This is a genomic window from Paracrocinitomix mangrovi (genome assembly GCF_019740355.2).
In the GTDB taxonomy this organism is placed as follows: Bacteria; Bacteroidota; Bacteroidia; order Flavobacteriales_D; family Crocinitomicaceae; genus Paracrocinitomix; species Paracrocinitomix mangrovi.
This window is the reverse complement of sequence record NZ_CP091819.1, coordinates 4175097-4190481: the sequence shown is the minus strand read 5'-3', so window position 1 is coordinate 4190481 and position 15385 is coordinate 4175097. Positions and strand designations below refer to the sequence as shown.

General features: G+C 34.8%; 14 protein-coding genes. 9 read left to right on the top strand and 5 right to left on the bottom strand.

Translation table 11 applies throughout. The features are described from left to right. The first annotated feature begins 8 nt into the window (after window positions 1–8). The 4 genes from purE to K6119_RS18655 all read left to right on the top strand — a co-directional run bounded on the left by purE (window position 9) and on the right by K6119_RS18655 (window position 1983). Window positions 9–494, top strand: coding sequence for a 5-(carboxyamino)imidazole ribonucleotide mutase (gene purE / locus K6119_RS18670; RefSeq protein WP_221834761.1), 486 nt, complete (start codon window positions 9–11; stop codon window positions 492–494). Window positions 495–617: 123 nt separating this feature from the next. Beyond that, window positions 618–1139 carry a YceI family protein gene (locus tag K6119_RS18665; protein ID WP_221834762.1) on the top strand — a complete coding sequence of 174 codons (522 nt, stop codon included), beginning with the start codon at window positions 618–620 and terminating at the stop codon, window positions 1137–1139. 24 nt (window positions 1140–1163) lie between these two features. Next, complete coding sequence (locus tag K6119_RS18660) at window positions 1164–1634, top strand: MarR family winged helix-turn-helix transcriptional regulator (RefSeq protein WP_221834763.1); 471 nt, start codon at window positions 1164–1166, stop codon at window positions 1632–1634. A 79-nt stretch (window positions 1635–1713) separates the two neighbouring features. Continuing rightward, window positions 1714–1983 (top strand): DUF3817 domain-containing protein, encoded by a 270-nt coding sequence (locus K6119_RS18655; protein WP_237828058.1) that lies wholly within the window; start codon window positions 1714–1716, stop codon window positions 1981–1983. On the opposite strand, the gene K6119_RS18650 is transcribed toward K6119_RS18655, so the two are convergent. Further along, on the bottom strand, window positions 1970–2392 hold the full coding sequence (locus tag K6119_RS18650; protein WP_221834765.1) for a type II 3-dehydroquinate dehydratase: 423 nt from the start codon (window positions 2390–2392) through the stop codon (window positions 1970–1972). The two genes, K6119_RS18655 and K6119_RS18650, sit on opposite strands and share 14 nt — an antisense overlap. On the opposite strand from K6119_RS18650, the gene xerD reads away from it, so the two are divergent. Genes xerD through K6119_RS18635 form a run of 3 tightly spaced genes read left to right on the top strand, consistent with a single transcriptional unit; the run spans window position 2383 to window position 5153 of the window. Beyond that, complete coding sequence (xerD, locus tag K6119_RS18645; RefSeq protein ID WP_221834766.1) at window positions 2383–3291, top strand: site-specific tyrosine recombinase XerD; 909 nt, start codon at window positions 2383–2385, stop codon at window positions 3289–3291. The genes K6119_RS18650 and xerD overlap by 10 nt on opposite strands. A 13-nt stretch (window positions 3292–3304) precedes the next feature. Further along, window positions 3305–4294 (top strand): bifunctional diaminohydroxyphosphoribosylaminopyrimidine deaminase/5-amino-6-(5-phosphoribosylamino)uracil reductase RibD, encoded by a 990-nt coding sequence (gene ribD / locus K6119_RS18640; RefSeq protein ID WP_221834767.1) that lies wholly within the window; start codon window positions 3305–3307, stop codon window positions 4292–4294. Beyond that, window positions 4287–5153: a DMT family transporter gene (locus tag K6119_RS18635; protein WP_221834768.1), complete on the top strand. Its 867-nt coding sequence runs from the start codon at window positions 4287–4289 to the stop codon at window positions 5151–5153. Before ribD ends, K6119_RS18635 begins: the two co-directional genes overlap by 8 nt. A gap of 1 nt (window position 5154) precedes the next feature. Here K6119_RS18635 and K6119_RS18630 read toward each other — a convergent pair whose 3' ends face one another. The 3 genes from K6119_RS18630 to K6119_RS18620 form a co-directional block, all read right to left on the bottom strand. Then, window positions 5155–5658 (bottom strand): hypothetical protein, encoded by a 504-nt coding sequence (locus K6119_RS18630; RefSeq protein ID WP_221834769.1) that lies wholly within the window; start codon window positions 5656–5658, stop codon window positions 5155–5157. A 50-nt stretch (window positions 5659–5708) separates the two neighbouring features. After that, the gene (locus K6119_RS18625; protein WP_221834770.1) at window positions 5709–8225 is read right to left on the bottom strand and encodes a DUF5686 family protein; all 2517 of its coding nucleotides are present in this window, start codon (window positions 8223–8225) and stop codon (window positions 5709–5711) included. Between the two features lie 120 nt (window positions 8226–8345). Then, window positions 8346–10244 (bottom strand): M1 family metallopeptidase, encoded by a 1899-nt coding sequence (locus K6119_RS18620; RefSeq protein ID WP_221834771.1) that lies wholly within the window; start codon window positions 10242–10244, stop codon window positions 8346–8348. A 243-nt stretch (window positions 10245–10487) separates the two neighbouring features. On the opposite strand from K6119_RS18620, the gene K6119_RS18615 reads away from it, so the two are divergent. Next, window positions 10488–12110, top strand: a complete 1623-nt coding sequence (locus K6119_RS18615; RefSeq protein WP_221834772.1) for a peptide MFS transporter — start codon at window positions 10488–10490, stop codon at window positions 12108–12110. 24 nt (window positions 12111–12134) lie between these two features. Further along, on the top strand, window positions 12135–14294 hold the full coding sequence (locus K6119_RS18610) for a peptide MFS transporter (RefSeq protein ID WP_221834773.1): 2160 nt from the start codon (window positions 12135–12137) through the stop codon (window positions 14292–14294). Window positions 14295–14367: 73 nt separating this feature from the next. On the opposite strand, the gene K6119_RS18605 is transcribed toward K6119_RS18610, so the two are convergent. Then, entirely contained in the window at window positions 14368–15384 is a 1017-nt protein-coding gene (locus tag K6119_RS18605; RefSeq protein ID WP_221834774.1) for an amidohydrolase family protein, read from the bottom strand. Between the last annotated feature and the right edge of the window lies 1 nt (window position 15385).

Here is a 15385-nt window from a genome sequence, read left to right as displayed (position 1 = left end):
TTGTAGCTATGGCACAAGTAGGAATCATCATGGGTAGCAAGTCGGATTTACCGATTATGCAAGAAGCTGCACAAGTTTTAGACGAGTTAAATGTGAGCTATGAAATCAATGTGGTTTCTGCGCACAGAACACCCGAATGGATGTTTGAGTATGCGAAAAATGCTCATGAAAGAGGGATTCAGGTTATTATTGCAGGTGCCGGAGGAGCAGCTCATCTACCTGGAATGACTGCATCCATAACTCCCCTACCAGTTATTGGTGTTCCAATTAAATCTAGCAATTCAATTGATGGATGGGATTCAGTGCTTTCAATTCTTCAAATGCCTGGAGGAATCCCTGTTGCTACAGTAGCTTTAAATGGAGCTAAAAATGCCGGAATTCTTGCAGCTAGTATTTTGGGTGCTTCTGATAAAAATATTAGACAATCTATTATTGATTATAAAGAAGGACTTAAGGCTAAAGTAATGGAATCCAACAAAGAAGTTTCCAAATAAAATCAAGATAAAATAGCTTTTTGTTGTAACAAATTTTGTTTTAACATATATTTGTATTCTATTTTTGGCTTAACTGTTGATCACACATATTAAATTAACAGTCTCACCTCTAAAAATTGAACTATGAAAACTATTGCAGGATTATTATTTATCACTTTATTATCCATTAATTCATTCGCGCAGCTCAGTACTGACAAAGCATTCATCTCTTTTTATTCAGAAATGGATGATATTACTGCTGAAAACAGTAATGTTAAGAGTGAGTTTAACATGTCAACTGGCGAAATTAGCTTCACTGTTTCTATTGATAAATTCATCTTTAAAAACAGTACAATGCAAAAGCACTTTAATCAAGAAGGTGTAATGAATTCTGAAAAGTTTCCTAAAGCTACTTTTACGGGAAAAATTGTTGAAAATTCAGCCATAGACTATACTGCAAATGGCACACACAAGGTAAAAGTGAAGGGAAAAATGACCATTAAAGGAATCAGTAAAGAAATTGAAGTTAATGGAGAATTAACCATTGATGGAGCCAAAATTACTGCAACATCAAAATTCAGTTTAGACAGATTTGAGTATGGCGTTGATGGAAAAAAGGAATCTGTTTCTCAAATCCTTGCTATTACAGTAAAAGCGAATTATTAAAGACAACCAATTAATTTTCTGAAGATGAAAATTGAGGATGAATTACAATCCAAGTTTAAAAACGAATATCACAAATTAGCGGTGAACATCCACTTGACTTCTTCCAGGCTTACGGAGAAGTTTCAAGAAGAAATGAAGCGCTATGATATTACTTCTACTCAGTTTAACGTACTGAGAATTTTAAGAGGTCAAAATCAAAAGGCTGTTAGTATCGGACTTATCAAAGAAAGAATGATCGAAAGAAATTCTGACGTTAGTAGAATTATTGATCGTTTGGTAAAAAAGGGGCTGATTGAAAGATCTGAAAATCAAATCGACAGACGTCAAAAAGATGTTCGAATCACTGACAAAGGCATGGATTTGCTTGCTGAAATAGATCAAAACAATACGATTCTTGAAGGGCGACTGACTCATCTTTCGGCTGAAGAAGTAAAAAGTTTAAATGATCTTCTTGACAAAGCCAGGTCAGGATGCAATGCTGAACAAACTGCTTAACTTCTATTTCATTTCTTAGAAATAATTTCTTAACTTAGGTTAAACAACAAGCTTTAATATGTTGAAAACCAATCTCGGATTGCTCAGAATAATAGGGCTTCTTGAAGGGGTATCTTACCTGATTTTACTTTGTATTGCAATGCCCCTTAAGTATTTTGCAGATAACCCTGACCCGGTTTACTCTACCGGATTAGCTCATGGATTACTTTTTTCTCTTTATATCATCTTTGTCCTTTTAGTGACATATCAGTTGAAATGGAAGTTTAACACCTTGGTTTTAGCCTTGGCTGCTTCAATTATTCCTTTTGGGACATTTATAGCTGATAAAAGGATTTTTAGAGAAGCTTAATCCCTTGTAAGGCGACTGCATATCCCTTTAAACCAAATCCAAAAATACAGCCTGCACTAACAGGCGAGATTAAAGAATCATGTCTAAAAGATTCTCTTCCACTAATATTGGAAATATGCACTTCAACAACTGCAACATCAGCTGCTTCAACTGCATCTCTAATAGCTACCGAAGTATGTGAGTACCCTCCAGCATTCAGAATTATTGCGTCATGATCTGATCCTTGAATCAAATTAATGATCTCACCTTCCAAATTGGATTGCTCATAGCTCAACTCAATCTCCGGAAAATCATTCTTCAGTTCCACAAAATAATCTTCAAAACTTTTGGTTCCGTAAACCTCAGGATCACGTTTTCCGAGTAAATTTAAATTCGGACCATTGATAATTAACACTCGTTTTGCACTCATCTTGGATCAAATATAAAAAGGATTATTCATCTTATCTCAAAATTGAAAAAGCACTATCACCTAATAGTGTAGAAGCTTACTTAAGAGATGTAGATAAATTAATGCAATTCCTTGAGCATATTGATTCCGATCTAAAGCCTACAGAAATCACTTTAAAGGATCTTCAAAAATTCATCAGATGGGTAAGTGAAATGGGCATAGCAGCAAGATCTCAAGCTCGAATCATTTCAGGCATCAGAAATTTCTTTTACTTCTTAATTCTTGAAGATGAAATTACAAGCGATCCTACCGAATTACTAGAACTTCCTAAAATTGGAAAAAAGTTACCGGAAGTATTGTCAATAGAAGAAATAGACAATTTAAAGAACGCAATTAACATGTCTAAAAATGAAGGACACAGAAATAGAGCAATTATAGAAACGCTATACAGTTGTGGCCTTCGTGTAAGCGAACTTATTAACCTTAAAATCACCAATATTTATGAAGATGAGGGATTTATGCGCGTAATTGGTAAAGGAAATAAAGAGCGTCTGGTTCCGCTTTCCCCTTCAGTTTTGAAAGAAATGCAATTGTATAGAGATTTAGTACGCGTACATCAAGACATCAAAACAGGACATGAAGATTACCTGTTCTTAAATAGAAGAGGTGCCCAATTAACAAGGGTAATGATCTTTACAATTATAAAGCAATTAGCTGAAGAAATTGGGTTGACCAAAAGCATTAGTCCACACACTTTTAGACATTCATTTGCAACACATTTAGTTGAAGGAGGTGCCAATTTAAGAGCTGTTCAAGAAATGTTAGGACATGAATCTATCAGTACCACAGAGATTTACACCCACTTAAGTAATGATGTACTAAAGGAAGCCATCATTTCATTCCATCCTCGCAATAAGTGATTAATTTTGCTTCATGACGCCTGATGAAAAATACATGACCAGATGTTTAGAGCTAGCAAGACTTGGAAAAGGTCATGTAGCACCTAACCCTATGGTTGGATCTGTTATTGTATGTGATGACAAAATCATTGGAGAAGGCTATCATCAGTTTTATGGACAAGCCCATGCTGAAGTAAATGCTATTAAATCAGTAAAAGATCCTTCACTATTGACTAAATCAACCATTTACGTGAATTTGGAACCCTGTGCTCATTTTGGCAAAACACCACCCTGTTCTGATTTAATAGTAGAAAAGGGTATTCCGCGAATTGTGATTGGATGTATTGACAGCTACTCAGAGGTTGCAGGAAAAGGCGTAGAAAAATTGAAAAATGCAGGTAGAGAAGTAATTGTTGGTGTCTTAGAGAAGGAATCACTTGAATTGAATCGCCGTTTTTTTACATTTCACAATAAAAAACGGCCTTACGTTATTTTAAAATGGGCAGAATCAAAAGACGGATTCGTTGATATTAACCGGGATAATGGAGAGAAAGGCACTTTTTGGATCACCCAACCGGAGACCAAGCAATTGGTACATAAATGGAGACATGAAGAAGCAGGAATTTTGGTCGGATTCAATACGGTAATTAATGATGATCCTGAATTAACTGTGAGAGAATTTGAAGGTAACTCCCCTACCCGATTTTACCTTGACAAAAAAGGAATCATTGAAACTTCAAGATATAAGATTCATAATGATTTAGCTTCCACTTATGCCATCCAATCTACCCAAGTAAAAGACATTTTAGCGGAGATCTACTCAAAAGAAATTCAATCTATAATTGTTGAAGGCGGCGCCAATACTTTACAAAAATTCTTAGATTCGGGACTTTGGGATGAAGCCAGAGTGATTACAGGAATTGGCAACATTGAAAAAGGCTTAAAGGCCCCAAAAATTGACAAAAAACCTAGCAATAGTTTTTACTTCGGTAAAGACCTTGTAACTACCTACTTTAATGATTGACCTGGTATTAGGCATTGTATTTTTTAGCTGTATTCTTGTATTATTCAAATTATTTGAACGATTCAAGGTAGATAATTTACAGGCCATAGTTTTCAATTATGTTTTTTGTGTCCTATTGGGATTCTTTCTTTTTTCAGATACTCAAGAACCTATTAAACATGCCATTGCATCAGATTGGAAGTGGCTGGCACTATCAACTGGATTTTTCTTTGTGGTCGTATTCAATTTATTGGCATCAGGAGCACAAAAAGTTGGTATAACAATATCTACCATAGCGAATAAAATGTCTATGTTAATTCCGGTTGTAGTAGCTATTATCTTTTACAACGAAAGCTCTTCAGTTCTGAAAATAATTGGAATTTTACTGGCATTAGTTGGGGTTTATCTTGTATCTACAAGCGGCAGTAAATTAAGCTTTGACAAGAAATACCTATGGTTGATTATCATCATTTTTGTTGGGCAGGGAATTGCAGATGTGATATTCAACTACAGCCAAAAATTTTACGTAGAAGAGCATGAAGCAAAACTCTTTATTTCTTCCATGTTCTCAGGTGCATTTTTAGTTGGATTTTCAATGCTGGCTGTCAAATTGATTCAAGGAAAAAGCAAATTTCATCCAAGAAATATTTTATGGGGATTGATGGTAGCGGTTCCTAACTTTTTGACGGTTTACTTCTTTTATAAAGCTTTGGAAAGTGGCATTTTAGAAGCTTCGAGAATCTACCCAATACTTAACATGGGCGTAATCATTTTATCCGCAGTAATTGGACTACTTTTCTTCAATGAAAAACTGAGCCCTTCTAACTGGTTTGGTGTTTTGGTATCCTTACTAGCTATCGCATTGATTACCTTTGGATAACTTATTTTAAACGCTTTTGCAAAAATTCCAGTACAGCATTTTTTGTGTTGTGATCAATACGAATAAAACTTTTTGATCCTCTGAGAACACCCTGTTGGTTATAAACTGAAAATGCCGGAGTTTCTTCAATGTAATACGTTTGATCTTTCATAAATTTATAATAAGTTAGACCTCTTCCTTGATTTCCTTTTTCGGGATTGACATTGTCTATATCTATATCAATGGCCAGAGGATAAAAATTTGCTGCAATAAAATTTGTGACAGCTGTATCACTTAAAACCTTTGCATTGAAGTTATTGATATTCATTCCCTGATGCTGAAAATAAAACACCAATAATCTTTTGCCTTGTGCTTTTGCCACTATTTCTTCCACAGAAATAGAATTAGCTGAATAAAAATTCCAAAATGTAGAATCAGGATAACTTTTCCATTTATCTCCCTGTGCAATTGCATTGACAGACAAGAAACTAAATAGTACGAATAGGGTTCTAAGGGTAATTTTCATGTTAAGTAAGGTACAAAAATCAAACCAACTTTAAAAGAAAAAAGGAGATTTTACCAGGACCATTTATTCGTCCAGGAATTAAAGAAATCCAAGCCAAACTTAAAGTTAAAGAGTGCTGTATTTGGATTACTATTTTGCCTAAAAGCGTAGAAAACACCTATTTTAAAGAGCTGCTTACGGATTTTAAATTTACGTTCAATACCCACATAAGCCTCAATGTGCTTATAGTTGTAATCTTGAATATACAGTATTCCTCCTCCGGCAACTACTTCTAGTTTTAGCTTATTAATCAAAGGAACCTTACCTAATAACGATCCATTAAAATGATGAATTGCATATGCTTGTAAAAATGGCCTTGATGTATTAAACGTAGAGTCTAACATCTGAAGTGAACTCAAAGGATTTGAAAAGAAGAAAAAGTCCGATCCTCTGAAGAATTTCTGCTCAACATAAGGAACATTGTCAAGGTTATTATTATCCCCTATAAAGCTTCCTATTTCAACATTCCATTTTAAAATTCCAAAAGTACCTGCGGTAACCTCATCTGAAACGCCTATTTCTACAAAATTAAAATTGACATCAGATCCAAACATGTCAGGTACACCCTTTTTGAAAGTAAGTCTTAGTTCAGGGTACTCAGTTCCTACAATTATCTTTTTCCCCTTTTTCATAATGTATTGCTGTTTAAAACGATACAAAAACTCCAATTCAAAAATGGAAACTGTGTAGGTTTCAAAAGGCTTTGGTGGCGTCCAAATTCCAATATCATACAACGTATCATAAATAGGTGGATACACTATTCCTTCTATACTCCTTCTAGTTGAATAATCATAAGAAAGACGACCATACAAACCATTCACTAATTCAAGCCTTTGACTCATTCCAAAGAACGTCTTACGCACAAAGTTTCCTCCACTGAGGATATTAGTAATTGGTTGTTGAAGCGTGATGATATCATAATTATCTCCTCCTCTAACTTTAAAACTTCCAAATCGCTTAGGCAAAAACGTATATTCAATCCCTAGATCTCCTTTTACATCCTTGTTAAGAAAACCATAATCTATTTTACCGTCTACTGCGATTTTCTGTGCGTTATCAAACTCTTTTGAATAATTCCCTCCTACTCTCCATCTGAATCCTCCAACTGCCAAAATTTGAAATTGCGAGATTATTGGGTTTATAAATATTTCTTGTTTTTTCTCCCTATTCCTAAATCCTACACCACTCAACAATACATCCCAAACTGTAATCTTATTGTATTCGGCATTAACACTATCAATATATTCATCAGATTCTACAATTTGGCGAATACTATCTTGTTCTCTGATGAAATTTAATTCCTCCGGTTTTAATTGAATTGGTCTGGTCTCTACCCAGAATACTGAATCCTTTTCAAATGCATCATCTTTGTATTCCATGATTACATTTTTGAATTCATTTTTGTCAAACTCTACATTGAATTGATAATCTGAATGGTCAACTCTTGCATTTCCTAAAACCCTATCTGCACCATCATTTATTGTATAAGAAAACTCTCTTCTAACAGGCACCCAATTACTATCAATATTCTCAAAATCCTGTAAAATCCTGAAGTCCTTAAAATACTCCATTGCCGCTCCATTAATAGTTAAATCCATTGATTTAATTACCCATAAAGAGTCAATGATATACAGGTTCCCAGAAAACAACGGAGCTTCTTTAAACCTTGGCTCTACTATAATATCATAGATCTTTTGATCATCTTCATAAAAGATGTTTTTAAGGTAAAATTTGTAATTGATAAAAGCATTTACAGCTGCAGGAGAAACCAATGGCTTTGAACTTACCTTAGGTAAGTCAATTAAGTTTTGATAAGGATCAAACTCACCATCTTCTACTTTCTCAAAAAAGATATATGGATTGTATTCAACTACCTGAGATGGCAATAAAGAATTAGGATTACTAAAATCTGCACTTACTACAACTGAACTTTCTGATTTATCCGAGTAATCCTGATAAGCTATAATTTCTTCTTTATAAGTATTATTGGCTTTATATTTACTGATACTATATGACTCAGTAAAATTCATTTTTTGCCTTCCTTCCGGCTCGTCTTTGGGTTTTAAAAAAGCAATGCGATTTTCTTTTTCAAGCGTTGTCTTTATGTAAGTATTGCACTGATAAGAATCATATTGACGCTTCATGTTTTTCTTATTGTCAATTACATTCTTCATCACCTCTTTGGCAATGTCTTTTTTATCTGCGTAAATTTCAACAGCATTAAGTTCTGTTGGCGATTCCTCAAGTGTTACATCATGTATAGTTATTTTACCCTCTACTAATATGGTATCAGTATGGGTTTGAAAACCTAACATAGAATAGCTAATCTGAAATTCGCCCAATGAATCAACTTCTAAAAAATAAGCTCCTTTTGCATTGGTTGGAACTCCATAAGTAGAATTTGGCATTGATACCCTAACACCAGGAATTCCCTGACCATAAACATCAAGAACATTTCCTTTAATTATGTTTTGTGAAAACACAACTAAAGAAGAAAAAACAACTGCTATTGTTAAGCTTATCCTCATTGGGTTGATGGTTGGACGGAACAAATGTAGAAAAAGTTACCGGGGAGATTAAAAAAAACCACCCTTGCATAAAACACAAGGGTGGAACTAAAAACTGAATTATGAAATAAACTGAGGTTATTAACCCTCCCAACCTAAAATATCGTCAATTGTCAAGTATGAAATTGAGTGATAATTAGGTCGAGCTTTTGAATATATTTGCTTGGCATGCGCAAGTCCCTCATCAGTTTTGGCCAACTCGCTGTAAATTGGTGCCAAGAATTTTCTTCTACCCACTTTAACAAGAAAATCTTCCATGTGTGGATCAATACCTTTGTATCCTTTTTTGATTGAAAGCACATACCATTCTGCCATGATTTCAGAATTTCCGCAATCAGAAAATCCAAACTCAGCATCTAACATAGCCAAATCACTTGCATCTGCGTCAGCAGGAATGTGTCTAATAAAATGTAACCACTCATGAGTAGACCAGTTAGCAGGAATATTTAATTCTTTCGCGTCTTTAACAGATGTAATCAATTCACATTTATCACTTACTTTCTCAAATTTATCACTGTTAACCTCAACACAGTTGTCAGGAATACCTTCACCGTAAATCCACTCTTCAGTATTAAATTCAACATCATTAGGTTTTAAAAGATTATCTTCTAAATATGCAATAAACATCTCAGTTGTTACAGTTTCAAACTCATGATCTTTAAAGTATTTTGACAAGAAATCATCAAATTTTTCTCTACCAACTGTTGCCTCAAGAGTTTTTAAGAAAAATGCTCCTTTAACATAGGCGATTGCGGTCATTCCGTCGTCTGGATTTCTACCTTCTAAATCTAATTTCAACTTAGTATCTTCAGGATGCTCACCATTGATAATATCTTCATTTTCGTACTCTAACCCCTGGTATTCAATTTCCATCAGCATGTCCGCATACTCCTTACCGTAAACCTCTTCCATAATGCGGTTTTCAAAGTATACTGTAAAACCTTCATTCAACCAAAAGTCATCCCATGTTGCATTTGTAACAAGGTTTCCTGACCATGAGTGTGCTAACTCGTGTGCTACTAATGAAACCAATGATCTATCACCTGCAAGAATAGTAGGAGTAGCAAAAGTTAATTTAGGATTTTCCATTCCTCCAAAAGGAAATGATGGAGGCAATACTATAATATCATATCTACCCCATTTATAATCCCCGTACAATCCTTCTGCTGCAATCACCATATCTTCAACATCTGCAAACTCGTATACACAATCATCAACTAAAGAAGGCTCAGTAAAAACTCCAGTTCTCTGCCCAAGTGAAGCAAATTCTAAATCACCTACCGCCAAAGCGATTAAGTAAGAAGGAATAGGCTTTTTCATCTCAAAATGATACATTCCATCAGCACTTTTTACAGTATCATTATTTGCGCTCATTACAGCCATCAAATCAACAGGAACCTTCACATCTGCAGAATAAGTAATTCTATTTCCCGGTGAATCTTGACATGGCACCCAAGTTCTTGTCAAAATTGCTTGTCCTTGCGTAAATAAATAAGGATGTTTTTTTCCTGCAGTTTGCTGAGGATTTAACCATTGAAGCGCACCTGCATCAGGAGTAGTCTCATAAAAAACCGTTACTGTTTTTGTTTCTGGTTTAATATCAATAGTAAGAGGTGAACCTAAAAGCTCATCATAATCACCAACTTCAAAAGTTGTTTCTTCGCTACCATCCAAAAGCACTTTAGAAACTGTAATCTGGTTAATATCCATTACCATTTTATCAGCTCCGGTTAGATTCTCAATATCGTGTCTAACTGAACCATTAATTACCTTTCTGTCAAAGTCTGTTGCAATATCCAAATGCAAATGTTTGGTTTTTACCTCATTGAGGTTTGCATATGAATGTTTATCTACCACAACCTGTGCTTCAGCTTCATTAGATGCTTCATCATCAGCAGTATGCTCTGATCCTCCACATGAAAGCAAGAATAAGGCCATTAACGCAGATGGTAATTTGGTGTATTTAAGGGCTTTAATCATATTTTATTTAATAATGGAGGCACAAAGATAATGGGAATAAAATTGTTCAAAAACAAAATTTATCTAAACCCCTAAAAGAATTCGCTAAAGATTGTTTTTTAGCAGATTAAACTTTGATTAATGATTGTTTCATCAAGACTTAACTATTTAGTCATAAATTAAATTTGATGAACGGTGGCTTGATTAATTTTATTTTGGTTAATTTCACCCGCTTGAACCATAGATCGAAAAAGAAATTCTATAATGAATAGTAACAATAATATCGCTTCTTCTAAAACACTATTCGGACATCCGGTAGGCTTATTCATCTTATTTTTCACAGAGATGTGGGAGAGGTTTTCTTATTATGGGATGCGTGCTTTATTAGTTCTTTATTTAGTTGAGGAAATTACCAGTCCAAATCCTGGTTTGGGATGGAATAAAGAAGACGCAGGAAGTCTTTATGGAACTTATACAATGCTTGTTTATATTACACCTATTCTCGGTGGTATCATTGCGGATAAAATTTTAGGATTTAGAAAAGCAATTACTGTTGGTGCTATTTTAATGTCTTTAGGTCATTTTTCTTTGGCTTTTGAACCATTGCCTGCATTTTATCTAGGATTAGGATTAATTATTATTGGAAATGGTTTTTTTAAACCTAATATTTCTTCAATTGTAGGTCAACTTTATCCAGAAGGATCAACGAAAAAAGATTCGGGTTACACCATCTTCTATCAAGGGATTAATGTTGGAGCATTTCTTGGTTCTATTTTATGCGGTTATCTAGCCGAAACAATAGGGTGGCATTGGGGATTTGGACTTGCCGGGATATTTATGGTGATTGGAATGATCCAATTTCAGCTAGCTCAAAAAATGTTTGGTAAAATTGGATTATCTCCAAAGAAACAGAAAGAATTTGTAGCTGATTCAGCGGATATTGTTGATGAAATTGCTGAAGTTGAAGAGGAAAAACAAATAGATGAACTTTCTGAATTAGATAAGGCTAAAAAGAGTAAAGTAGAAACCCAAAGATTAATTGTAGTAGGAATTCTAGCGTTTTTCTCGATTTTCTTTTGGGCAGCTTTTGAACAAGCTGGTAGTTCAATGAACATCTATGCTAGCGAGTATACAGATAGAGCTTTGGAAGGTAACGGAGCTATGGTCTTTAAAGTTGTTAGTTCTTTAATATCTCTATTACCAGTTGGTATTCTATTATGGTTGTTCTTGGGAACATTTAAAGTTTTAGGAAAAGAATATCTTGGGGCCATGTCCTTTATGGGGCTTTCTGTACTAATCTTAGCTGGAATTACCGGATATATGATATATGATCAATTCCAAGAGAAGTCAGCTGAAGTACCTGCTACTTGGTTTCAAAGTTTAAATGCCTTGTTCATATTCACTTTGGCACCTTTGTTCTCATTTGTTTGGCAGCGTCTTGCGAAATCCAAATACAATCCAAATGGTCCGCAAAAATTTGCGATTGGTCTGGTATTACTAGGATTAGGGTTTATTCCTTTAGTATATGGTTCGGCAGGAATTATTGCAAGTTCTGATGAACCAATTCAGAAGGTAAGTATGATATTTTTAGTATTGGCTTATTTATTACACACTATGGGAGAACTTTCACTTTCTCCGGTTGGTTTGTCATATGTAAGTAAATTATCGCCCACCAGATTGGTAGGTGTAATGTTTGGAATATGGTTTTTTGCTTCTGCTATGGGAAATAAGTTGGCAGGATCATTCTCACCGTATATGGAAAAAATTGCCAAAGAGTCTAGCATGTCTGACTTCTTTGAAATTTTGGTATATGTACCAATAGGGGCTGGTTTACTATTATTTATCCTAAGCTTCCCTATTAGAAAATTAATGCACGGAATTAAATAATATTTCTAAGTAAAACTATTGTAAATGCAAGGAAATTCATCTAACAATTTTTTTGATTCTAAAGTTCTAGGACACCCAGCAGGACTATTCGTTTTGTTTTTCACAGAAATGTGGGAACGATTCTCTTACTATGGAATGAGAGCGCTTTTAGTGCTATTCTTAATTAGTTCTTCTGGTTTAGGCGGATGGAATTGGGACTTTAGCCAAGCTGCTGCTTTGTTTGGAACTTATACCTCACTCGTTTATTTAACGCCAATTGTTGGGGGATATATTGCCGACCGTATCATTGGATACAGAAAAGCTGTTTTAATTGGTGCATTGTTGATGACATTGGGTCACGGTTCAATGGCCATGGAAAGCGAATTCACCATGTATCTGGGTATTGCCTTATTGATTTTTGGAAACGGTTTCTTCAAACCAAACATGACATCAATCATCTCTCACATGTACAAAGATTTCCCAGAGAAAAAAGATGGTGCTTACACCATTTTCTACATGGGAGTTAACGCAGGAGCTTTCTTAGGAATTATGCTTTGCGGATACATTGGAGAGTATGAATCATGGAGCTACGGTTTTGGTCTTGCAGGAATTTTAATGTTGATGGGATTATTGCAATTTGCATTTGCTCAAAAGATTTTTGGTACAGTAGGATTAGCTCCTAAAGATGGTGGAGGTCAAGAAGATGAGGAAGAAGATGATACTGAGGATGAAGAGTTATCGGAAGTTAAAGCTGCTGAAAAACACAGAAATCCATTTACACTCAAAGACAATATTCTCACCTGGGTATCAGCCGTAATGGCGATTGTTTGGATTATCAATGACGTTGTTTCAAAAGTTACAGAATATGACTTGTTCCCGTTTGGTATATTGAATAAAGTAAATGACCAGGGAGAGATAGTTGGGAAAACATTTGGAATGTATGGCGAAGATCCTAACATATTTTTATCTGGAGCTTCAATGTTCATTTTAATAGGAGTTATCTTATTCCTTATCCTATTAGTTACACGTGTTCGCAGATACAAATATGTTGTAAAAGACAAGATGATTGCAGTGGTATTCTTTGCTATCTTCTACATCTTCTTTATTGCTTCTTTTGAGCAAGCTGGTACAACAATGACATTATTTGCCAGTGATTTTACAGAAAGGGTTATGACCGGAGGCTGGGCTACAGCTTTTATCGTAATAGACTTGTTAATCACCATTATTCCATTGGGAATCATTTCTTATGTACTTTTCAGATTATTCCAAAAAACATACAAGAAGTACTTATTATCCAATATTATACTTGGTATAAGTTTCGTCTTTATTTGGGTAATTGTAATCTGGAAAATTAACAGAAACATGGATTCAACTGCTTATGTAGCAACATACGAGCAAGTTGAGACGAGTAAAGAAAATAAAAAGGGTGTAATGGAAAAAACTGTTGCTCCTTTTACCGAAGGCTATGAATTGACAGAATTTGATTCAAGAATTTACGGAGAAACAACCATTATTGAGCCCGTAGAAATGGAGTTAGGAGATAATTTCTACATGATTCCTAAAAGAAGAGGTGAAGGATTTTATTATATAGCCCACAACGAGTTAGATGAATATCGTGATAAACAAACGCTAAGTGGTGAAAAATCAGAATTAGTTCAAGCTACAGTAACTAGAATCAAAAAAGATGAAGTTGAAATAGGTGCCACTTGGTTTGGAATCTTAAACTCGCTTTTCATTATTGCATTTGCACCATTATTTAGTAGATGGTGGGAAAGTAAATTTAACCCTAGTGGACCTGTTAAATACGGTCTAGGATTAATGTTAATCGGTATTGGATTTGCTGCACTAACTTATGGAGCATCAAACATTGCTGAAGGATCAGACTTTAAAGCAAGTGCTATTTGGCTAGTTATCGCTTATTTATTCCATACACTTGGTGAGTTATGTATTTCTCCGGTTGGACTTTCTTTCGTGAGTAAATTAGTTCCGGGAAGAATGATCGCCTTTATGTTTGGGGTTTGGTACCTTGCCATTGCAATTGGTAACAAATTAGCTCAAAGCGTTGGAGGTATGGTTGAATCTATTGCGGAGGATTATGGAATTTCGAGATTCTTCTTGATTTTCACATTAGTTCCAATTATTCTCGGAGTTATAGCGGTATTGCTAAATCCAATTATCAAGAAATTTATGCACGGAGTTAAATAAAATTAACTAGCATCAAAACATAAAAAAAGCCGGAATAAAATTCCGGCTTTTTTGTTTTACAAATATTCTATTTCTATAAAAATCTTTCTTTATCCAAATCCAACCAGCTTAAGATTGAATTGCAAAAAATATTCTCCACATCTTCTTTAGGTAGATCACTATCTTCAATAAACTTACCTATTTCTAAATCTCCTAAAGGAAAAGGATAATCAGTTCCTAAACATACTTTCTCAGATCCCTGAACCTTCAGAATATACTTTAATAAATCAATATCATGTGTAATACAGTCTGTCCAGAAGTTCCCTAAGTATTCTCTTGGATTTCTTTTATTGTCAATAGCTACTAAATCAGGTCTGCAATTAAATCCATGCTCTATTCTACCTATAGTTGGAATAAAAGAACCTCCTGCATGAGATAACAACACCCTCAAATTTGGTAATCTTTCTAAAACTCCTCCAAATATCAATGAGCACATGGCCCTTGAAGTTTCTGCAGGCATACCAACCAACCACGGCAACCAGTATTTTTCCATTGAACTAAATCCCATCATTTCCCAGGGATGAATCATAATGGCCAAACCTAATCTCTCTGCTTCTTCAAAAATTGGAAAAAACTGAGGATCGCTAAGATTCATGTCATTGATGTTTGAACCAATTTGAATCCCCGGCATTTTCAACTCCTCTTTCAACCTTCTCATTTCTTGAATCGCCAGCTCTGTATCTTGCATAGGAATTGTTCCTAATCCAACATAATTCTTTGGATATCTATCTTGTAGTTCAGCAATGTGATCATTTAAAAACCTGCTCAACTCAAGACAATCTTGAGGCTTAGACCAGTATGAAAACATAACAGGAACTGTACAAACCACTTGAACCTGCGTATTAAACTCTTTGTACTCTTCTATTCTAACCTCAGGATTCCAGCAATTCTCTTCTACAGTTCTGAAAAATTGACCGCCTTTCATCATATCAACGCTTCCGGGATTATTTTGAGATTGATTTAACCAAACAAAATCACCATAACCGAACTTATTTGTCCAATTAGGCATTTCAGAAGGAAGTATATGCGTATGCATGTCAATTTTTAACATA

Excerpts from the sequence above, each read along its gene's own strand:
- K6119_RS18660 (WP_221834763.1), top strand. The coding sequence starts at position 1,164 with ATGAAAATTGAGGATGAATTACAATCCAAGTTTAAAAACGAATATCAC.
- K6119_RS18630 (WP_221834769.1), bottom strand. The coding sequence starts at position 5,658 with ATGAAAATTACCCTTAGAACCCTATTCGTACTATTTAGTTTCTTGTCT.
- K6119_RS18605 (WP_221834774.1), bottom strand. The coding sequence starts at position 15,384 with ATGTTAAAAATTGACATGCATACGCATATACTTCCTTCTGAAATGCCT.
- K6119_RS18650 (WP_221834765.1), bottom strand. The coding sequence starts at position 2,392 with ATGAGTGCAAAACGAGTGTTAATTATCAATGGTCCGAATTTAAATTTA.
- K6119_RS18635 (WP_221834768.1), top strand. The coding sequence starts at position 4,287 with ATGATTGACCTGGTATTAGGCATTGTATTTTTTAGCTGTATTCTTGTA.
- purE (WP_221834761.1), top strand. The coding sequence starts at position 9 with ATGGCACAAGTAGGAATCATCATGGGTAGCAAGTCGGATTTACCGATT.
- K6119_RS18615 (WP_221834772.1), top strand. The coding sequence starts at position 10,488 with ATGAATAGTAACAATAATATCGCTTCTTCTAAAACACTATTCGGACAT.
- K6119_RS18610 (WP_221834773.1), top strand. The coding sequence starts at position 12,135 with ATGCAAGGAAATTCATCTAACAATTTTTTTGATTCTAAAGTTCTAGGA.
- K6119_RS18625 (WP_221834770.1), bottom strand. The coding sequence starts at position 8,225 with ATGAGGATAAGCTTAACAATAGCAGTTGTTTTTTCTTCTTTAGTTGTG.
- K6119_RS18620 (WP_221834771.1), bottom strand. The coding sequence starts at position 10,244 with ATGATTAAAGCCCTTAAATACACCAAATTACCATCTGCGTTAATGGCC.
- ribD (WP_221834767.1), top strand. The coding sequence starts at position 3,305 with ATGACGCCTGATGAAAAATACATGACCAGATGTTTAGAGCTAGCAAGA.
- K6119_RS18665 (WP_221834762.1), top strand. The coding sequence starts at position 618 with ATGAAAACTATTGCAGGATTATTATTTATCACTTTATTATCCATTAAT.